17 protein-coding genes are annotated in these 19,618 nt (G+C 45.6%); 10 read left to right on the top strand and 7 right to left on the bottom strand.

Annotated features, from left to right (window positions below; translation table 11 throughout):
- The first annotated feature begins 194 nt into the window (after window positions 1-194).
- Window positions 195-1,124 carry an SRPBCC family protein gene (locus tag AC6I8U_RS19535; RefSeq protein ID WP_498019378.1) on the top strand — a complete coding sequence of 310 codons (930 nt, stop codon included), beginning with the start codon at window positions 195-197 and terminating at the stop codon, window positions 1,122-1,124.
- 7 nt (window positions 1,125-1,131) lie between these two features.
- On the opposite strand, the gene AC6I8U_RS19530 is transcribed toward AC6I8U_RS19535, so the two are convergent.
- Window positions 1,132-1,656 carry a GNAT family N-acetyltransferase gene (locus AC6I8U_RS19530; protein WP_498019377.1) on the bottom strand — a complete coding sequence of 175 codons (525 nt, stop codon included), beginning with the start codon at window positions 1,654-1,656 and terminating at the stop codon, window positions 1,132-1,134.
- Window positions 1,657-1,660: 4 nt separating this feature from the next.
- On the bottom strand, window positions 1,661-2,560 hold the full coding sequence (locus AC6I8U_RS19525; protein ID WP_498019376.1) for a hypothetical protein: 900 nt from the start codon (window positions 2,558-2,560) through the stop codon (window positions 1,661-1,663).
- 251 nt (window positions 2,561-2,811) lie between these two features.
- Here AC6I8U_RS19525 and AC6I8U_RS19520 point away from each other — a divergent pair, with 251 nt between their 5' ends.
- The gene (locus AC6I8U_RS19520; protein WP_498019375.1) at window positions 2,812-5,172 is read left to right on the top strand and encodes a Lon protease family protein; all 2,361 of its coding nucleotides are present in this window, start codon (window positions 2,812-2,814) and stop codon (window positions 5,170-5,172) included.
- 57 nt (window positions 5,173-5,229) lie between these two features.
- Here the strand turns inward: AC6I8U_RS19520 and AC6I8U_RS19515 are convergent, their stop codons facing one another.
- The gene (locus AC6I8U_RS19515; protein ID WP_498019604.1) at window positions 5,230-5,874 is read right to left on the bottom strand and encodes a flagellar brake protein; all 645 of its coding nucleotides are present in this window, start codon (window positions 5,872-5,874) and stop codon (window positions 5,230-5,232) included.
- Window positions 5,875-6,328: 454 nt separating this feature from the next.
- Here AC6I8U_RS19515 and AC6I8U_RS19510 point away from each other — a divergent pair, with 454 nt between their 5' ends.
- Window positions 6,329-6,967 (top strand): hypothetical protein, encoded by a 639-nt coding sequence (locus tag AC6I8U_RS19510; RefSeq protein ID WP_498019374.1) that lies wholly within the window; start codon window positions 6,329-6,331, stop codon window positions 6,965-6,967.
- 77 nt (window positions 6,968-7,044) lie between these two features.
- Here the strand turns inward: AC6I8U_RS19510 and AC6I8U_RS19505 are convergent, their stop codons facing one another.
- Window positions 7,045-8,001, bottom strand: a complete 957-nt coding sequence (locus AC6I8U_RS19505) for a GlxA family transcriptional regulator (protein WP_498019373.1) — start codon at window positions 7,999-8,001, stop codon at window positions 7,045-7,047.
- A gap of 97 nt (window positions 8,002-8,098) precedes the next feature.
- On the opposite strand from AC6I8U_RS19505, the gene AC6I8U_RS19500 reads away from it, so the two are divergent.
- Window positions 8,099-8,890 carry an MBL fold metallo-hydrolase gene (locus AC6I8U_RS19500; RefSeq protein ID WP_498019372.1) on the top strand — a complete coding sequence of 264 codons (792 nt, stop codon included), beginning with the start codon at window positions 8,099-8,101 and terminating at the stop codon, window positions 8,888-8,890.
- Window positions 8,891-8,937: 47 nt separating this feature from the next.
- Here the strand turns inward: AC6I8U_RS19500 and AC6I8U_RS19495 are convergent, their stop codons facing one another.
- Window positions 8,938-9,993, bottom strand: coding sequence for a hypothetical protein (locus tag AC6I8U_RS19495; protein WP_498019371.1), 1,056 nt, complete (start codon window positions 9,991-9,993; stop codon window positions 8,938-8,940).
- Window positions 9,994-10,103: 110 nt separating this feature from the next.
- Window positions 10,104-11,246: a cyclopropane fatty acyl phospholipid synthase gene (gene cfa / locus AC6I8U_RS19490; protein WP_498019370.1), complete on the bottom strand. Its 1,143-nt coding sequence runs from the start codon at window positions 11,244-11,246 to the stop codon at window positions 10,104-10,106.
- A 142-nt stretch (window positions 11,247-11,388) separates the two neighbouring features.
- Here cfa and AC6I8U_RS19485 point away from each other — a divergent pair, with 142 nt between their 5' ends.
- On the top strand, window positions 11,389-11,979 hold the full coding sequence (locus AC6I8U_RS19485; protein WP_498019369.1) for an alpha-ketoglutarate-dependent dioxygenase AlkB family protein: 591 nt from the start codon (window positions 11,389-11,391) through the stop codon (window positions 11,977-11,979).
- 52 nt (window positions 11,980-12,031) lie between these two features.
- On the opposite strand, the gene AC6I8U_RS19480 is transcribed toward AC6I8U_RS19485, so the two are convergent.
- On the bottom strand, window positions 12,032-13,621 hold the full coding sequence (locus AC6I8U_RS19480; protein ID WP_394149325.1) for a diaminopimelate decarboxylase family protein: 1,590 nt from the start codon (window positions 13,619-13,621) through the stop codon (window positions 12,032-12,034).
- Between the two features lie 543 nt (window positions 13,622-14,164).
- On the opposite strand from AC6I8U_RS19480, the gene AC6I8U_RS19475 reads away from it, so the two are divergent.
- The 5 genes from AC6I8U_RS19475 to AC6I8U_RS19455 all read left to right on the top strand — a co-directional run bounded on the left by AC6I8U_RS19475 (window position 14,165) and on the right by AC6I8U_RS19455 (window position 19,291).
- Window positions 14,165-15,541, top strand: coding sequence for an aldehyde dehydrogenase EutE (locus tag AC6I8U_RS19475; RefSeq protein ID WP_498019368.1), 1,377 nt, complete (start codon window positions 14,165-14,167; stop codon window positions 15,539-15,541).
- Window positions 15,542-15,705: 164 nt separating this feature from the next.
- Window positions 15,706-16,452, top strand: coding sequence for a sugar nucleotide-binding protein (locus tag AC6I8U_RS19470; RefSeq protein WP_498019367.1), 747 nt, complete (start codon window positions 15,706-15,708; stop codon window positions 16,450-16,452).
- 126 nt (window positions 16,453-16,578) lie between these two features.
- Window positions 16,579-17,154 (top strand): HD domain-containing protein, encoded by a 576-nt coding sequence (locus AC6I8U_RS19465; protein ID WP_498019366.1) that lies wholly within the window; start codon window positions 16,579-16,581, stop codon window positions 17,152-17,154.
- Between the two features lie 86 nt (window positions 17,155-17,240).
- Window positions 17,241-17,462, top strand: a complete 222-nt coding sequence (locus AC6I8U_RS19460) for a hypothetical protein (protein WP_498019365.1) — start codon at window positions 17,241-17,243, stop codon at window positions 17,460-17,462.
- Window positions 17,463-17,914: 452 nt separating this feature from the next.
- On the top strand, window positions 17,915-19,291 hold the full coding sequence (locus AC6I8U_RS19455) for an aldehyde dehydrogenase EutE (RefSeq protein ID WP_252015511.1): 1,377 nt from the start codon (window positions 17,915-17,917) through the stop codon (window positions 19,289-19,291).
- Window positions 19,292-19,618: the final 327 nt, after the last annotated feature.

Here is a 19,618-nt window from a genome sequence, read left to right as displayed (position 1 = left end):
AACGAACGTGTTAATAGTGTTTTCATATCTGCGATCCTTTTTTATTCCTATTCGCAGTCGTCTGTTACGCGGCGAATAACTCATCGATCACCAAGATCAGCTAACAAAATGTATTCAGTTCAAAACAGATTGCTTAGCAGGTTTGATTTCGGGCAGCTAAACTACTCACATTAAATAACGCAAAGTGACTGAACATGTTGGATTATTTTGTTGAAAAAAGAATTGATATCGCGACTCAAGCAGAGAGCGCAATAAACTTTTTGGCGGATTATCGGAACTGGCCTCAGTGGTCTCCGTGGTTGATCATGGAGCCCGAATGCAAGCTTGATTATCGGGGTGAGCAAGGCAATATCGGCGATGGGTATCAATGGGACGGTGACCTTGTTGGCGCTGGAGAAATGACCTTGATGAAGCGCAGTGCCACGCAGCTCGACATGCATTTAAGCTTTCAAAGGCCGTTTAAATCTGAGGCCAAGGTGAGCCTTCAAGCGGTACAAATGGGCAATAATACCGAAGTACGTTGGAGCATGAAGAGCAAGGTGCCATGGTATCTGTTTTTTCTCAAAGGCTTGTTTCAAACCATGATAGGGATGGATTATGAGCGCGGGTTAAAGATGCTCAAGTCTGCGTTGGAAACAGGCGAAGTTCACTCACGTCTCAAACTCATTGGGGAACGAACTCAAGACGAGATCCATTATGTGGGGGTACGCGGTAGTGGCACGATTGCTGAACTGGGACCGCAAATGCAAGCGCACTTTTCTGAACTTAACCAGCTCATAGAAACGAAAGGGCTTGAGATAGCCGGGCCACCCTTTGCGTTATATCACTCTATGAAAATGAAGCAGCAGTTCTTTGAGTTTACGACCTGCTTCCCTGTGCGACAAAAGGTCGAGGCAGCGAAGCCATTTGAAACGGGTACGCTGGCTAGCTGTGAGACCTATGTTGTTGAACACACAGGCGAATACCCTTTCATGGGCAATGCTTGGTCGATGGCAATGAATGCATCACGCCACCACAAGGTGAAAGTCAAGCGTTGTCCTTTGGGAATCGAAAGATACCTCAATGACCCACGTGAAAATGAAGCGAAAGACTTGGTCACTGAGGTGGTGTTGTTTAAGAAGTAAGCTTTGGCTAGAAAACCAGACCAGGCAGTAGCACAGGTTTAGGTGGCCATCGGTAACCGTTCAAAGGCTTGACCATCGCCGATACGGGTGTTGGTTGAGCTAGCGGATCCTCTTGCAGGATATTTAAATTGGTAACTCGAATATACCCGCTAGACCCATAGACTTCATCTCGACCAAACAGAACCGAGAAATGCATTCCTTGCTGCTCCATCCATTGGTGAACCTCAGTTAGCATCGCTTTGACCAAGCCCTTTTTGCGATAGTCGGGGTGAACACATACCTCAGCTACGCCGCCTATAGGATAGGAGCGACCTCTAATTTCAACAGTTTTCTCGTGTACCGCAACATGTGCGACAACATGGTGTTTGTTGTCGCTCGTGACGTACCAGCGGTGTTGCGGCATCTCATTGTAAAAACGCTGAGTTTTGAACCTTGCATCACTTGGCTTGGTAAAACAGGCGCTGAGTAGGGCGATCAGTGCTTGATTAAGCTGCTCATCCACTGAGCTATCATTGATATATTGAACTTTCATAATGCTACTGGTTATCAACACATCGCTCGGTTACGATGCTATGCGTACCTTTGTCTGATCCTTTGGCTATGGTGAGTTGGCTCACGATACTGTAGCAAGTTGTGCTACCTTTTTGCTCCGCAGACTGGATTTTTACGGTACCTGAATTACCACTGGTGGTATTTTTCCAGGGAACAGATTTTCCAGACTTCGGACTTCTCATTAATTTCTCAACCGCGTCTTTATGTAGCGATTTATCTTTGTCTGAGTAACTCTCATCATTCACTCCAAAGGTTTGAGAGGTGAGCGAATCAACAAGTTGGAATGGTGAACTAAGGATGCCGCCAATGACCCCTGTGACCGCGCCCTTACTGGCTTCACGACCGGCTTTCTCGGCCTGTTGGACCAAGTCTTCAGCCTGACTAATTATCTCGGGCATAGCTTTACGCACCGCTTCACTTTCAGCCAAAATGGCCGGGATCTGTTTTGATGTCGCGGCTATTTGCTTGTTGGTCTGCTCAATTGTCTGATTGGTTTCATCTATTTGTTTGAGAATGCTTGGTAAGGAGCGGTGCCAGTTTTGTGTCTCTTCAAGAATAGGGGGAATGGCGTTTCTCACGTTCTCAACTTCGGCAATGATAGTGGGTATTTGCTTATTGATGTCGTCAACTCTCGCCAACACTTCAGGTATCGCTTTTTGATACTCAGCACTTTGTTCAAGAATACTTGGAATAATCGCTTGTATCTTTTGAACTTCTTCTATGACAGGAGTGATGCGTTGTGCAGTCTGATCTATTTGCGTCAACAAGCTGGGCAGCTCAATGCGAACTTGTTTTGCCTCCATGGTGAAACTGTAGATCGACCATGCTAATGCCATGATGGCGAAGGCGAAAAGTACTCTGGTTCCTGCTAGTATTTTTTCCATTTCACAACTCACTGTAGTGTCGGTAATCCAAAAGAGTGCTTGAGCACGCTAAAACCACCTTAGTTTTTTCTAACATAACCAAACTAAACAAGAGAGTAAACGGTGGGCTCCTCGGCCAACGAGCTAAGTTGGCAGGAATTGCGAGATTGTACAAAAAGACAGCAGTTGAGCGTAATTACTTAGTAAGTCACTAAAATGTAAAGCCAATTCAGCTAAACTGAAACTAAGAAGGGAAAAAGTAGGAGCTGGTAATGGCGATTCAAAGATTAGAAGCCAATAAGCTATACCACGCCGCAGAACTAAAAAAGCTGCCTTGTAAATCGACCAAAGAGCTAGACCCAATTGATGAGATCGTCGGACAAGAACGAGCTCAGAAAGCCGTCGAGTTTGCTATGTCCATCAAGGAAAAGGGTTATAACATCTACGCAATTGGTCAAAACGGTCTCGGTAAACGGACCATGATCTTGCGTTATCTCAGCCGTCATCCACACGATAGTGAAGCACTTTTCGATTGGTGTTACGTGGCTAATTTTGCAGATACACGAACACCGCAAGTGCTCAAACTTCCTTGTGGAATGGGCGAGAAGCTGAAAAAGGATGTTGAAAAACTTATCTCAAAACTCGTTAAAGCCATACCTATGGCGTTTGATAATGAACTCTATTTTGGTCGCGCAGATAAGCTAAAAAACGATCTGGCACGCAAGCAGCAAGTTGAGCTTCAAAAACTCAGCGAAGAAGCCAAAGAAAAAGGCATTAGTCTCACTATTACCTCTCAAGGTGATTATCAGTTTGTCGCGTTAAATGGCGAAGACCTCCACACAGATGAAACCTTTGCAGAGCTGTCTGAAGATGAACAAGAACGTTTCGGCCTTACTATCGATGAGCTGGAAGTCAGCCTGCGCGGTATGGCACGCGAGCTGACAGATTGGGAAGAAACCTTTACAGATAATATTCAGAAGCTCAACGAGGAAGTGACGTTAGGAGTTATTAGCCATCTGATCAAGAAACTGAAAAAAGAGTACAACGGCTACACTGAAATCAAGAAATATCTGAGCGCACTGCAAAAAGACATCTGTGAAAATGTCGACATCTTCCTTGAAGAAGGTAATGAGCAGGGTGAGATTGCTACGGCATCCTTGGATAAAAAATTTCCAAGACGCTACAAAGTAAACTTGATTGTGAAGCAGTCGTGTTCTGATTTCCCGATCATCGTTGAAGAGAACCCCAATTATCATTCGCTGTTTGGTTCTATCGAAACAGCGACTTACAAGGGAACGGTATTTACCGATTTCTCATTGATTCGTGCAGGCAGTTTGCACCGTGCTAACGGTGGTGTTCTGTTAATGGATGCGATAAAAGTTCTAGAGCAGCCTTATGTGTGGGACGGACTTAAGCGTGCGCTTCGTGCTCGTCAGCTGAGCTTCACTTCACTTGAGAAGGAACTAACGCTGTCAGGTACTGTGTCACTTGATCCACAACCTATCCCTTTGGATGTGAAGATCATTCTCTTTGGTGACTATAGAACCTATCAGTTACTGCAACATTATGACCCGGAGTTTGGTGAGTTATTTAAAGTCACCGCAGATTTTGAAGACGAGATGCCTCGTACAGCAGAATCTGAACTCCATTATGCTCGGTTCATTTCTAGTATTGTTCATGACAACAGTATGCTGCATTGCGACCGAAAAGCGATTGCTAGGATCATCGAACATAGCTCGCGTTTATCGGGTGATCAGAATAAGCTTTCTCTACATTCTGCTCACATCGCTAACCTGTTGCGTGAGTCCAATTATGTCGCTCGTAATGCGAAATCAAACCTGATTCGTTTAGGGCATGTCGATCAAGCGTTGGAATACCAACAAATGCGCGTCAATCGTCTTCAAGACAGCGTGATGGAAGGGTTCGTTAATGGCACAACGCTCATTCGCACCGAAGGCTCTGCGATTGGACAAGTGAACGCATTGTCTGTGTTGACGACAAGTGATCATATGTTTGGTGCCCCTAACCGTATTACTGCAACGACGTCTTATGGTGATGGTGAAGTCATCGATATCGAGCGCAGTGTTGATCTTGGTGGCAGCATTCACTCCAAAGGTGTGATGATCTTAAGTGCATACCTCTCTTCGGTATTTGGTAAAACGGCAAAAGTGCCCCTGACGACCACGATTACCTTTGAGCAATCTTACGGTGGGGTTGATGGTGATAGCGCCAGTATGGCTGAGTTCTGTGCTGTCGTGTCGGCGTTCTCTGGTCAGCCAAATCGACAAGATATCGCGATAACTGGCTCAATGAACCAGTTTGGCGAGTCACAACCGATTGGCGGTGTGAACGAAAAAATTGAAGGCTTCTTTGACGTTTGTACCATCAAAGGACGCAATTCGGAGCAGGGGGTGATTATTCCTCGTTCAAACGCTCATAACTTAATGTTGCGCGCTGATATCGTTAAAGCGGTCGAGAAAGGTGACTTCCATATCTGGGCGATAGACCATGTTACCGAGGCAATTGAGTTGTTTACGGGTAAAGAAGCAGGTACAGCGACGCTGGAGGGCAGTTATCCGATTGATACCATTTTTGGTATTGCGCAAGCTAGGTTGAATGCATTACGTAAGTAGTGATATTTGACTCACCGACTGTGACACTAAAAAAGCCAAGCGATCGCTTGGCTTTCTTTATGCGCGCAGTTTTAGTTTGGTGCCGTCAAACTTAAGGTGTGAGAGCAACTCTTTGGCGTTGTCTTCTCCTACTTCATCGAACTTGATACCGTAAGCAGTGTAATGGCTGGACTTTTGTTGGTTGCAAATCAAACCAGATAGCGGAGGAAAATAACGCCCTTTCTGAGTGCCGGCAGCCACCATCAAAGAGACTTCCTGTCCTACGACCAAGCTCTTACCAAGTGCCGGGAGGATAAAGCGACAGCCGCTCTTTGACATGTCTCTCAACTCACATCGCGTCTGACGTTCGCCAGATTTTAGCACGGCATCGAGGTTTACCTCATATCTAGGCTCTTTTCTGAGGTTGGTGACCTGCATTGATTGGGGGATCGAAAGGACCAAAATCGGCAGAGGCTCTTCAACAATGTTCAGTAGCTGCGCGCGATATTGCACCACACCGCCTTCCCCGCGCTGTGAAATCGCTCTTACGATCAGCCAAAACCCTTCTTGGAAGAAATACTTAAGGTCGCTTTCATCAATCTTGGGAATTTCCAATAGAATTCGATGATCAGAGTGCGCGCCGATAAACTTGGTAGCACAGCGAAATGACGTCCCGACAGGTGTGTTCACTGTGAGCGTAACATCGCCACCGTGCTCAATCATCGCAAGGGCATCGGTGCTGTTTAGTGTTTGAGTCGTCCGTTGTGGTGGATTAGATTTTTGTTGATTTTGTTGCGTCACTGCTTGATGGTTCCTGACGTTTTCTGTCCTACACTCAAGGCCTTAAGCCGAACATTTTATATGAAATTCCTTGAGTCACACTTATTATATTTTTGAACGGTGTTCACAAAATTCTAGGGTTTCGATAGTCAAAGTGCAATCAAAAACAGGGTCTCAAGAGTCAAAATATTGACTTAGATGTCAATATTGAGTGCAACCGCACAACTTCCGTTTTTCTCTTTGAGCTCAATTTATCTCAGCTGCCTAGCATTGTTTTTCTCCATAAATATCTGTTTTACCGCTCATTGTCATTTCTGTGTGTATTTTAATTATTCATCATTGTTGATTATATTTGAGCTTGGTTATATTATAACCAAAATCAAAAGTGAGGTTTAATATGAATGAAAGTGTCAAAAATGAGTTGGGTAGATTGTTGGTGAATCAAGAAGCGTTGTTGGAGGTGCTTTCTAAGAGCCACTCTTCGCTCACTGACTACCCAGAGCTTCAAGACTATTTGGCGCGTAAGAACCCTAATGTTACTAAGTACAATCGAGCGTTGCGCGAAGGACAGTTCACCAGACAAGAGTTTCTTGATGAGATAGGAGAGCGCCTAAACTGGCTAGCTTATGAACTCCAGCCACAGATCGATATGGACTTTTTGGTTGAACGAGTCGCAACGCTTGTTGGCCATGATATTGAGAAAATCAAATCGCTAACCATCGAAGAGATAGGAGCAGATCTGCTCTCGAAACTGATCAACTTGTATGGCACCGCTATTTATTCTACTCAACAAACGAAGCCTAGCTACCCTTTCTTGGCAACCAAAGGGCAGGTGGATCATGAGTTCTGGAAGCAATCTCATATAGCTTATGACGCGTGGGTAGAGGGTTACCAAAGTCACTATAAGTTGACTAACTACTGCCAAGACAAATTAGACTGCAAAGCCCCACAAAGTTCGGTGCGCTTTTTCCGTCAGTTTGGTGACCCAAGAGATATTCCTGAATGGCGTGAGTATGCGGGGTATCAGCTGACTTGATGCTTACTCTAGAATCAAAATACAGTGCAAAGGAATTGCACTTCCTTCTTGCTTTCTTAAGGCTTTGCATCGACTCCTTAATCCCCCCGAAAGGTTGTTCTCCACTTAGATGGTGAAATATTAAAACTATGACTGAAGTGTTTTCTAAATGCGCTTTCCGAACCAAACCCTGATAGGTCCGCCACAGTCGAAATATTGTAACTTGTGGATTCCAATAACTGCTGGCTAAGTGCCAACCTCCTGTTAAGTAACCACTCCCCAAACGTACACCCATAGGCGGCTTTAAACTGACGCGTAAAGGTACGTCTGCTCATAGCACATTTTGCCGCAACAGAGTCGAGGTCGTAACTTTGTGTCAAGTTCTGCTCAATCTCGCTGATGACATGACCAAAGCTGGTAGCTTTATCAGGTTGCTTGGCGATGGGGTTGGGAATGTACTGCTGCTGACCACCACTTCGAAATGGCGCCGTGACCATCATGCGAGCTATCTGTGAGGCGACCTCACTCCCGCATAAGGAACGCACGATATGTAAACAGCAGTCGAGAGAGGCCGCTGTGCCCGCTGAGGTAATGATCTGGTGCTCGTCAATAAAGAGTGGATCGCAGTCAACAATGACATTAGGAAACTCGGCCTGAAAGGCGTCTTGGAAACCCCAGTGCGTGGTCGCGCGCTTGCCATCTAGCAGCCCTGCTTTTGCTAATGCGTAGGCGCCAAGGCATAGCCCGACAATGGTTGCGCCTTTTTGGTGAGCAGCTCGCAGTTTAGTTAGCAATAGCTCACTAGGTTCTGGTAGCGTATTTGGCCAACTCGGAACGATAACGATATCAGCATTGTCAACGGCTTCAAGACCATGGGTCACAGAGGCTTGGAAGCCGGTACTGAGCGATACTGCACTCGCATTCTCGTTACAGATGGTTAGATGAAAAGCGGGCGTTTGGTCGACAAACACATCCTGAAAAACCAAGCATGGTACTGACAGGTGAAAGGCACTGATGTTGTCCAGCGCGATGAGCGCGATTTGATACTGTTTCATGGAATGGCCCAATATGAGCGATTAATGTCTCTTGGGACAGTATTGCACACCTCGGCGAACTTGCATAATGGTCACCATGACGAAACGGGAGGTAACCATGAAAATCCATCACTTGAGAAGCGCAACCTTTGTTATTGAATCTGGCCAACACTTTATTTTGATTGACCCAATGTTGGGTGAAAAAGGGTCCATGCCTCCGTTTTCTGTATTCAGATTTAAGGCTGAGAAAAACCCCACAGTTGACCTTCCTGTGAATGCTGAAGGGGTTCTTAGCAAAGTCAACCAAGCCTTGGTCACACATAGCCAGACATTCGGCTTTAAGCCGCTCCAGCACGGTGACCACCTGGATCCTGCGGGAGAGAAATTCTTGGTTGAGAAAGGTATTCCAGTAACCACACCAGCGAGGGATAAAGCCTACCTTGAAAAGTATGGTATGACGGTTGCTAATGGTCTGGAAGCGTGGACACCGACGCCATACCTTGGCGGCGAAATTACCGCTGTACCTGCTCAGCACGGTCACGGTTGGATTCACAAAGTGATGGCAAATGGCTGTGGCTTCTTTTTGCAGCTGCCTAATGAGCCAAGTATCTACATCAGTGGCGATACGGTGTTAACAGACGATGTGAAACGCGCACTGACTGAACTAAAGCCAGAGATCACTGTGGTTGCTGCCGGACAAGCACAAATGGATGTGGGTCAACCTTTATTGATGCCAACTGATGAAGTGATGGAGTTCATCCAGCTATCACCGGGTAAGGTTATTGCCAACCACATGGAGGCACTTAACCACTGTCCGGTTGATAGAGAAACTCTGTCTAACTCAATACAACAGCTTGGTCTTGAGCAAAAAGTGTTGATCCCAGCCGATGGTGAAACCCTAGAGTTTTAAGTACATGATATGGAGGTAAAGGTATTCACCTTTACCTCTGATGTAGCTTAATCTTTGTCAAAAGTTTCGAAACGCTCATAGAGCACGCCCGCCACTCCGCCTAGCTGACTAAGCCGCTGTGCGGGGTCACCGTAGACTGTCTCTAACTCTGCGCCTTGTGTGATAGCTTCAATGATTAAAGGGTTGCACTTTTCTGTATCAAAAGGGTAGGGAAGGACCACTTTTTTCACTCTTCCATCGAGCAATGCGCCAAAGGTGCTATCTAGACCAAAGACGCTGACATTACTGCCTAGCATAGAAAGCTCGTTTAATAATGTCATATCTTTGAGTCTCTGTTGATTAGCTGCAATTTGCTGAACAGATTGGCATAAATCTTCATCATCGATATCAAATGCCAAGGGCTCCAATGTCACTAAATGCTCAGCAATAGCGTTGTGGAGAGAGTATTTTACCCCCTGTGCGATTCGAATATTGCCCCCAAAGATCATCTGGCGATAATCAGGGATCGAAAAAAAGTGTTCATTGATATCCACGGCCGCTGACTCTCCCTCGGAGGCTTCGCTAATCGCGTCATTGTCAGTCGTTACTGGTACGGGTTCACTGTTTATTTCACTCTCGATGATGGTCGAGTTTTCGGTGGAGGAATGATTAATGACGATTATTCGGTGGCCCATCTCAGAGAATAAAATAACGCAGTATTTGTCATAGCCTTCGGTATAACTCAGGAGCTTTCCAAGTTGGGGTATTCCGATGTCAACTTCGGTTTCAACCAAAGATGGCAAAGGTACAACTAAATCTCTGACACCACAGCTAAAGATAGCAATGGAAGGTGTACTCAGGTGGTTGCCCTCAACCAAGCTCAAAACGTGCGCCTCAACTTCCGTCCAGCTCTTCATATTCTCCGGCAGCGCCGCAATATCGCTGCAGGAAAGGTCGAACAAAGCGTTGTTGAGTTCTTGAGACCAACGAGGCAGCTGCTTGCTATTTTGTGGGTCGCGCTGATCGATGCCGATAAAGGCCGAAACGACCTCGCGTCCGGCTTTCACGCTACCGGCGAAGTGGTCATGAACGCTTTCGAGGGTATGTTTGGTTGATAGCTTCATTTTCAAAGATCTTATTTTTAGATGAGCACTACACAGAGCGTCAGATACACCGCTATAAATATGGCAACGAACACCATGGCATCAGATTTCATTAGAACGCATTCCAGTATCTACAGCTGACGGATATACGAAGGCAATGCACCGCCTTGCTTGGTTAAGACTAATTGCCAAACATTTAATGTTCTTGCTCTGAAAGCACCAGCGCTCGCAAGCAAGTAATAACGCCACATGCGGTAAAAGCGGTCGCCATACTTTGATTCAAGTAAGAACCAGTGCTCACTAAAGTTGTGATACCAAGCAGTAAGTGTTTTGTCGTAACAAGGGCCGAAGTTATGTAAATCTTCAACGTTAAATAGCGTCTCGATGGCCGAGCTAAGTTGCGATAGCGATGGAATAACGCCATTTGGGAAGATATAGCGATCAAACCAAGGGTCGGCTTTGGTCTTGGAAGTTACTCCGCCAATGGTATGCAGTAGGAACACGCCATCATTTCTCAAAAAACGATGAATGTTGCCAAAATACTCGGCGTAGTTCATTGGGCCGACGTGTTCTATCATGCCGACTGAGACAACCGCATCATAAGGCTCTGTTGGTTGAAACTCTCGGTAGTCGAGGAGGATAAAGTTCACTGGCAGATCTTGCTTGTCTGCTATCTTCTGACCCAGCTTAGCTTGTTCAACAGAGAGAGTAAGACCATCACACTCAACGCCGTATTTCTCGGCAGCGTAATGCATCAAGCTTCCCCAACCACAGCCAATATCAAGGATGCGCATTCCTGGTTTGAGGTTTAGCTTACGGCAGATGAGATCAAGTTTATCTTCTTGTGCTTGCTCAAGGCAGTCGGTATAACGCCAGTAGCCACAAGTATAAGTCAGGCGCTTATCCAGCATCGATGTGTAGAGATCATTACCGATATCATAGTGATGACGGACACTGTCTCTGGACTGAGTAATGTTTTGTGGGTTAAACAGATTCATGAACTTCTGCTTGCCAACAGCAGCCCCGAGTCGAACTGCCATCATTGCATCGAACTTGTCTGCGATATTGGCCCGTAACAGTCGATTGATGAGTTCAGCGAGGTCATCGCAATCCCAAAGTCCATCCATGTAGGCCTCGCCAAAGCCTAACGAACCGTCAAGCAGGATTCGCTCAAAGGTTTCAGTGCTATTAATTTGAATATCCCAGGGATTTGAACCGTTGATCTCGATACCAGAGCCGTATAAGAGATCGTTGAAGAGATTTGCCTGCTCCATTCTGTACCTTTGCTTACTCAGACATGATAGGTTTGTTTGAGTCGATACTAGAGAAATCTTATAGAGAGAGAAGGAAATTGAGATATTCAAGTTTGAATATCAAAGCGGGCCTGACAATGCCGAGCCATTTGGAGAACACGTATTGAAGCTTTTAGAAAATCGATGGAACAAGGTACCGGGCGGACGCCTATTATGGCTACCTAACTATTTCACATCGGATCAAGCTAGCGATTACCACCAACAGCTGCAAGAGCAACTGGCGTGGCGGCAAGACACTATAGTGATGTTTGGAAAAAAGGTTGCGATACCGCGTCTGCAGGCTTGGTACGGTGATGCAAGTTACACCTATTCGAACCTAAAACTGGAGCCTTTACCTTGGAATCCGTTACTTAACAGTTTGAAAGCCCATTGTGAGAAGGTTGCAGGCAGTCAGTTCAATTCCGTGCTCGCGAATTTGTATCGTGATGGACAAGACTCCAATGGTTGGCATAGTGATGATGAGAAGGAACTTGGCACTAATCCAGTCATTGCCTCGATGAGCTTTGGGGCCGAGCGGCGGTTTTTACTCAGACACAAAATGACCGGTGAGAAAGTGGAGTTTAATCTCACATCTGGTTCTCTGCTGATAATGGCTGGAGAAACTCAACATCATTGGCAACATACCATTCCCAAAACTAAGCGATTTGTCGAACCTAGAATTAACTTAACTTTTCGAAAAGTTTTGGTTCCCTAAAACTACAAAAGCTCCCGACAGGGAGCTTTTGACCAGCTAAATCAGAGTTTGATTATGCTTTTGCAGATGCTGCTTTTTTTGTGTTCTTAGCGTAGCTAGGCGTTCTTGCTACAGCACGCTTAGATGCTGGCTTCTTCGCTGCTGGCTTTTTCTTCTTTTGCTGAAGACGCTCAGGAAGAATCTGAGTTGCGAATACATCTTCTACAGTTTCAGCGCGCTTGATTAGTTCAGCTTCACCGTCTTTAACTAGTACAGTTGCAGGACGTGGTAGAGAGTTGAACTGGCTTGCTTGAGACTCTGCGTAGTGACCCACATCCATGATAGCTAGGATATCGTTAGGTACTAGCTCAGGCATGCGTGCACCGCTTTCCCAGATTGATGGGATACAGATTGGGCCTGCGATCTCTGTTGTCTTCTGCTGAAGAGGTTGTGTCATCTTAGTTGCTGGTAGAACTGGGTTCTTAGACTCTTGAGACTCAACCAGTACGGCTAGGTATGTTGACGCGTCAACCATTGTGTAGCTGTAGTCCATCTCTTGGTCTTCTTTCACTACGTACACAGAAGTCAGTAGCGTACCGATGTTACCTGCGATGTAACGACCCGGCTCTAGCCATAGTTGAGGGATCTCGAAGCCTTCTTTGTTGAACTCTTCAAGCATGCCGGCACAAACCACTTTTGCGTAGTCTTCAATCGTGTTCGGGTTCATTAGGTTTTCAACACTACGACCTTCTGGCTCACGCTCACGTGGCCAACCGCCGCCAAGGTCGATTTGGAATGGTTGAACGCCACACTCACGAGAGATTTCAATCACGTTGCGAGCGTATTCACGGTAAAGCGCATCCCAACCAGCTGGATCTTTAGAGAAACGGCCTAGGTGAGTGTGGAAACCGTAGAATTCGAATACGTCGATTTCTTTTACGCGGTTGATGATTTTCTTCGCTTCTTCTTTTAGAAGACCGAATTTGATCCACTTCATCGCGCCCTTGAAGTCAGGGAATGGGTATGCGTCTGGTGTAAAGTTATCAAAGAACTCTTCTGGGATAACTTTTAGACGTACTGCGATGCGTACTTTTTCTTTTGGTTTCACTTCGCGAGCGATGCGCTCAACGATTTCGATCTCTTCGTATGAATCTAGGTGGATTGCGTAGCCGTACTCAATCGCTTTGCGGATAGCTAGCTCAGGCTTAACTGTACCGTTAAGTGCGATCGTTTTCGGATCTGCGCCGCCGATGTGAGTCGCTTCAACTTCACCTGGACCGAAACAGTCACCACCCACGCCTTCTTCGTTACAAATAGCACGAACAGCAAAGTTAGTGTTTGATTTGATAGCGAACATAACGTTCACAGGTTTTGGCCAGTTTGAACCAAATGCTGCTTTAACGCGGCGTAGGTTGCCACGCAGTGTGTCTTCGCTAAGAACGAATAGCGGGCTACCGTATTGCTCAACTAGGTCAGAAGCTTTGCAGCCGCCGATATAAAGGTCGTCGCCTTTTGTGGTTAGCTCGTCAGTTGGCGTTAGGATGTTTTGTAGACGCTCAGCGTAGTTTTGGTTTGCTTTGTGCTCGGCAAGAAGTTGCTTTTGCTCTTCTAGTACAGAACTTAGTTGCTTTACTGAGTCTTCTAAACGCGCTTGATATTTCATATTCGTTCCTCACGAAATCGTTGAAAAGGTATGAACTGATTTGTTGCTAAGCAGTGTAATCGGTGGTTGAAAAAACAACACGTCACCCAGAGTCAAAAAAACTTACACCTAATGAATATGGCTGGAACTCAATTGATAGGTTTGGCGAATGCGTTATTAACATTCATTCGTTGCCATAGGTATGTTACTTCGGCGTAACTGGTATACCAAAGTATCAATTAAATCAAATGGTGGGGCGGAGTTACGTTCGATTTCGTTGCTTTTCGAGAGGGTTGTTGTTTTTTTGTTAAGGAAAATCTAGTTTCACCAAAGCGTCAAGTAACACCCCCTTATTAAGATCACATTTTTTGGCGTTTTGGTCAATAAAGTTGACTCTCAGTGACGTTACAAGTTGATGCTTAGTGATTAATTTGTAATCACTAACTCGAGGCAAGGCTAAGAGCGCCCGTTCTGTTATTAGCCAAATGTGAGGCCGAAGAGAGAGTAAACACAACAATAGATCTGTACCAACACAGTCATTTCAATCTTCATGAGGTAATTACTATGTCTTTTGATATCTACAAAGCTAAAGGTGTATTCGCGACAGTGGACGCTGCGATTGAGGCTACTCATAAAGCTCAAGTTGAGTTCTACGCTAACTCTACCAAAGAAGGCCGCGAAGCTATCCTTACTGCCATTCGAGAGGCAGTGCTTGCACGTGCAGAAGACTTTGCAAAGATGGTTCGTGAAGAGACGAAATTAGGCCGTGTTGAAGAAAAGATCGCTAAGCACCAATTAGCAGCGCTAAAAACCCCAGGTACCGAAGTGCTAGAGACAAAAGTATGGTCGGGTGACCACGGTATTTCTCTCGAAGAGCGGGCTCCATACGGTGTTATCGGTGCGGTAACGCCAGTGACCAACCCAACCGAAACCATTGTAAACAACGCTATTTCTATGTTGGCTTCGGGTAATGCGGTGACCTTTAACGTGCACCCATCATCTAAAGTAGTGTCTGCGGTTATGATTGACATGCTCAACAAAGCTATCGTTGAAGCGGGTGGTCCAGAAAACCTCATCACTATGGTTAAAGAGCCAACTCTTGAGACACTAAGTGAAATCGCTAAATCTCCATTGGTGAACATGCTTGTGGGCACGGGCGGTCCAGGTCTGGTAAAAGCCATTCTGCAATCAGGTAAGAAAGGTGTTGGAGCCGGCGCAGGTAACCCACCTGTTATTGTCGACGCAACGGCAAACCTCGATCTTGCTGCGGCAGGCGTTTATGGTGGCGCATCTTTCGATAACAACCTTCTGTGTATCGGTGAAAAAGAAGTGTTTGTTGAAGATTCTGTAGCGGATGAATTCCTAAAAAAACTTGAAAGTGCGGGCGCATACGTACTGACTGCGGAAGAAGCTGAAAAACTCACTGCTGAAATTCTCACAATGGATAACATTGACGGCGCGAAGCCGTGCACTGCACAAGAGATTGCTCGTGTATGGCACCCAGTGAAAGAGCACGTAGGTCAAGACGCAAGTGACATTCTAAAGTCTATCGGAGTTGAATCGGAGTCTCGCCTTGCAGTGATGGTGGTGGATAATGACCATCCGCTGGTACATGTAGAGCAGATGATGCCTGTTCTTCCGGTTGTTCGCTGCGCAAACATTGATGAAGCGATTGAGCGCGCTGTGGCCGCCGAGCGTGGTAATAAGCATTCTGCATGTATCTACTCTGGCAACATTGAGAATGTGACTAAGTTTGGTCGAGCTATCAATACCACTATCTTTGCTCACAATGGCCCAACTTTGTCTGGAGTAGGCTACAACGCTGAAGGTACCTCAACGTTCACCATCGCTGGTCCAACGGGTGAAGGTATTACAAACGCGTACTCATTCACTCGTGCACGTCGCTTTGCGATAGCTCAAGGTGGTTTGCGTATCGTCTAATGAGTTGAAACGAAAGTTTTATAAGGAAGGCTGAAGCGTATGCTTCAGCCTTTTTTTCTCTATACAAACTGTGCTCCTTATTAAACTTCCTTTCATATCTTATTGAGCCTTTTTTTGTATATGATTAACTGACTTTCATTGAAAACCAACCTCAGAGTCATTCAATGAAAACCGTTCTAATGACAGGTCTAACCGGCACACTCGGCCCTAAAGTTGCTGCTCAATTTTCCCTCCGTGGATGGAGAGTTCTAGAGTGGAACCACCACGTCGTGTCACCACAAGATGAGCAGCAAAGCACACAGTTTTGGCACAAACACTCGATCGATGCTGTCTGTCATATGGCTATGGGAGACGAAAACTGGGCTGCTTGGCTCGCTACGCGTTGTAAAGAGCAGGGGATACCTTTTCTTTTTGTAAGCACTGCTATGGTATTTGATTCTGAAATTGATGGACCTTACGGTATCTTTCAAGAACGCAATGCGAGAGAGGCGTACGGGCAGTACAAAATCCAGTGTGAAGATGCGATTTGGAATGTCAATCCAGATGCGATGATCGCTAGGATCGGATGGCAGATCCACGACGAAACCACGGGTAACAACATGTTGGCGCATTTAGAGCAGCAACATCTAGAACAAGGGGTTATCAACGCCAGCGAGGCTTGGTTTCCGGCCACATCACATATGGATGATACGGCCATTGCGTTTTTGCAGCTGATTGAAAGAAATGAACCGGGCTTGTACCACCTAGACAGTAACGCGACGGAGCGATGGAGTTTTTATCAACTGGTTTGTGCTTTGAAAGAGCATTACAACAAAGGTTGGAAAATTGTCCCTAACACTGATTATGAACACGATCAACGTTTGGTGGACGAACGTATTGCGCTTCCGGCGCTTAGTCATCGATTTGGCTAGCCAAGCCTAGTTTAATAGCTGGCCGTTGAAATACCGAGAAAGCTGAACCGCCAAAGATATTTGATTCTAGCGCGACTAACTGCTGAACTAAGCTCATTGTTCGCGCTAGTTTGAAAGATTAAAACAATGAATAACGATACTTCCGCAATCCTTACGTTCCTCAAAAATGCAGAGCAACTTAAAAATACCCTGCGTACTGCTCATACTTCTAACGGCAGGCAAGAAAGCACTGCAGAGCACACATGGCGTTTGTGCTTGATGGTGATGATGTTTGCCGAGCAGTATGACCAGATAGATACCTTAAAACTCCTAAAAATGTGCATTATTCATGACCTTGGAGAGGCGATTAGCGGTGATATAGCCGCAACAGATCAAGTAGAGGGCACCAATAAAGGGGAGCAAGAACGAAGGGATTTACTGACTCTACTAAACCCGCTCCCCGAACAACTGAGAGAAGAGATCGTAATGCTTTGGGATGACTATGAAAATGCTAGCTCTGAAGAGGCAAAGTTGGCTAAGGCATTTGATAAGATAGAAACGTTGCTACAGCACACTCAAGGGGAGAACCCTAAAGACTTTAACTACGGTTTCAATCTTACCTACGGTAAAAAATACACAGACAAAGATAGTCTTACCGCATCGATTCGCTCTGAAATTGATATAGACACGCTAGCGTTAGCCAAGCGAAACAACACGCTTTAGTTGCGCGATTTATGATCAAGAATAAGGATTATATCGATCAGGGTGGATTATATTCTTTCCAAGAAATTGCGTGAGATTAGATTCTTTTGAAAACCAATAATGCGTTGTACCAGCCTCACATTCAACAACACTTGAAGGATACGACCAAGTACATCAACGGATTTTTGAAATCTAATGGTGGTGGGTCGACAGCAACACTTGTCAGTGGTCATGAAATTAAAATCACAAATGAAGCGGGTGTGGTGGTGAAGACTTACAAAGGTGAGCAGATCGCTCATAAAAAACCAGGGGTCGACACTTACGTCTAGCTTACCCTTTTGCTTTCAGCTTACATTGATAAGCGTGATTTAACATTAAAATATGTGCCCTAAGTGCATGTTATAAGTCCATATCAAACAAAGATTTAATTCATAATTTTGCTCAATACATTGTGAGTTACCGTTACTTCATTGCTTAGTAAAAGTAACACGCCTTACCCCGCACGGCCGCCCGATTATCTGCCATGATGCTGCTAACTTACTGATCTTTCGTGCAGCTTCTTTCCTCCGATTTTTTCGCCCCAAACAGTCAAGTAACATACTTGTCAGAAATAGGTATCTTGGTCAATTAAATTGACGCTGAGTGACATAGTTTCGATGAATGCTTGGGGTAAATTGTCACCATCTTGAGGCTAGCGATAAAGCTCAGCCAACAAGCTCAAAAGAGCAAATAGAGGGCAAAGCCCAGCTCTTATAGCACCAAATCTCACGAGGTAATCATTATGTCTTTTGATATCAACAACGCTAAAGGTGTATTCGCGACAGTGGACGCTGCGATTGAAGCAACTCACAAAGCTCAAATCGAGTACTACGTTAACTGTACTAAAGAAGGTCGCGAAGCCATCATCACTGCAATTCGCGGTGCAGTATTAGCGCGTGCAGAAGACTTCGCAAAAATGGTTCGTGAAGAGACCAAACTGGGTCGTGTAGAAGACAAGGTTGCTAAGCACCAGCTAACTGCTGCTAAGACGCCTGGTACAGAGATCTTAGAAACTCAGGTTTGGTCTGGTGACAACGGTATTTCTCTCGGTGAGCGTGCACCTTACGGTGTTATTGGCGCAGTAACGCCAGTGACCAACCCAACTGAAACGATCGTTAACAATGCTATCTCTATGCTAGCAGGTGGTAATGCCGTAACGTTCAATGTTCACCCATCATCAAAAGTTGTGTCTGCCATGATGATCGACCTTCTGAACGACACTATCGTTGCTGCAGGTGGTCCAGAAAACCTAGTGACTATGGTGAAAGAGCCAACACTAGAAACCCTAAACGAGATTGCGAGCTCTCCACTCATCAACATGCTGGTAGGCACTGGCGGTCCTGGTCTGGTAAAAGCGATTCTTCAGTCTGGTAAGAAAGGTGTGGGCGCTGGCGCTGGTAACCCACCGGTTATCGTTGACGCATCAGCAAACCTAGACCTCGCAGCTGCTGGCGTATACGGCGGTGCCTCTTTCGATAACAACCTACTATGTATCGGTGAAAAAGAAGTCTTCGTTGAAGAGTCTGTAGCGGATGCATTCCTAGACAAACTAGAAGAAGTTGGTGCGTACGTGATGTCTGCGAAAGAAGCAGAGAAGCTGACTGACAAGATTCTAACTCTTGATGAGTTTGAAGGTGCGAAACCATGCACTGCACATGAAATTGCGCGTGTATGGCACCCTGTGAAGCAATATGTTGGTCAGGACGCAGGCGAAATCCTGAAGTCGATCGGCGTTAAGTCTGACACTCGTCTAGCGGTTATGTTGGTTGAGAACGATCACCCACTCGTGCACGTAGAGCAAATGATGCCGGTTTTACCAGTGGTTATCTGTAAAGACATCGATGAAGCGATTGAACGTGCGGTAGCCGCTGAGCGTGGCAATAAGCACTCTGCATGCATCTATTCAGGTAACATCGAGAACGTCACTAAGTTTGGTGGTCGCATTAACACGACTATCTTTGCTCACAATGGGCCAACACTTTCTGGTGTAGGTTACAACGCAGAAGGTACGTCAACGTTCACAATCGCTGGCCCAACGGGTGAAGGCATTACCAATGCACTATCGTTCACACGTGCACGTCGATTCGCCATCGCTCAAGGTGGTCTGCGCATCGTTTAATTGATAACGAAATCAAAATATCTCATCGACTCTTCCCAAGCGATGATATACCTAGCCGAGCGAAAGCTCGGCTTTTTTTATTCCGGTCAAGCTTTCTGACTTTGACTGCACTAAAAGGTTGTTTAAAGGGGGCTATCAAAGCGACCTTTTAAACGAGATAACCTGCCTGTCCACTAATTTATCAATAACAAATGTGACCGAGTTAAAGTATCAGAAACACAAAAAGTGTCGGCAGTCTCATTTATCAAATTAAAAATTTATTTGTATTATAAGATTATGTAAAGTTTTGTGTAACGGCCCACATTTGAAGGTTAAGTACCTAAAAAT

The sequence above is a fragment of the Vibrio sp. KUL80 genome (assembly GCF_059725495.1).
This window is presented reverse-complemented; position numbering and strand designations above follow the sequence as displayed.

What these genes read in the sequence shown, in the direction of transcription:
- AC6I8U_RS19530 (WP_498019377.1), bottom strand. Translation starts at nt 1,656, where the DNA reads ATGAAAGTTCAATATATCAATGATAGCTCAGTGGATGAGCAGCTTAAT.
- AC6I8U_RS19475 (WP_498019368.1), top strand. Translation starts at nt 14,165, where the DNA reads ATGTCTTTTGATATCTACAAAGCTAAAGGTGTATTCGCGACAGTGGAC.
- AC6I8U_RS19525 (WP_498019376.1), bottom strand. Translation starts at nt 2,560, where the DNA reads ATGGAAAAAATACTAGCAGGAACCAGAGTACTTTTCGCCTTCGCCATC.
- AC6I8U_RS19515 (WP_498019604.1), bottom strand. Translation starts at nt 5,874, where the DNA reads ATGATTGAGCACGGTGGCGATGTTACGCTCACAGTGAACACACCTGTC.
- AC6I8U_RS19495 (WP_498019371.1), bottom strand. Translation starts at nt 9,993, where the DNA reads ATGAAGCTATCAACCAAACATACCCTCGAAAGCGTTCATGACCACTTC.
- AC6I8U_RS19500 (WP_498019372.1), top strand. Translation starts at nt 8,099, where the DNA reads ATGAAAATCCATCACTTGAGAAGCGCAACCTTTGTTATTGAATCTGGC.
- AC6I8U_RS19455 (WP_252015511.1), top strand. Translation starts at nt 17,915, where the DNA reads ATGTCTTTTGATATCAACAACGCTAAAGGTGTATTCGCGACAGTGGAC.
- AC6I8U_RS19510 (WP_498019374.1), top strand. Translation starts at nt 6,329, where the DNA reads ATGAATGAAAGTGTCAAAAATGAGTTGGGTAGATTGTTGGTGAATCAA.
- AC6I8U_RS19505 (WP_498019373.1), bottom strand. Translation starts at nt 8,001, where the DNA reads ATGAAACAGTATCAAATCGCGCTCATCGCGCTGGACAACATCAGTGCC.
- AC6I8U_RS19470 (WP_498019367.1), top strand. Translation starts at nt 15,706, where the DNA reads ATGAAAACCGTTCTAATGACAGGTCTAACCGGCACACTCGGCCCTAAA.
- AC6I8U_RS19520 (WP_498019375.1), top strand. Translation starts at nt 2,812, where the DNA reads ATGGCGATTCAAAGATTAGAAGCCAATAAGCTATACCACGCCGCAGAA.
- AC6I8U_RS19465 (WP_498019366.1), top strand. Translation starts at nt 16,579, where the DNA reads ATGAATAACGATACTTCCGCAATCCTTACGTTCCTCAAAAATGCAGAG.
- AC6I8U_RS19535 (WP_498019378.1), top strand. Translation starts at nt 195, where the DNA reads ATGTTGGATTATTTTGTTGAAAAAAGAATTGATATCGCGACTCAAGCA.
- cfa (WP_498019370.1), bottom strand. Translation starts at nt 11,246, where the DNA reads ATGGAGCAGGCAAATCTCTTCAACGATCTCTTATACGGCTCTGGTATC.
- AC6I8U_RS19480 (WP_394149325.1), bottom strand. Translation starts at nt 13,621, where the DNA reads ATGAAATATCAAGCGCGTTTAGAAGACTCAGTAAAGCAACTAAGTTCT.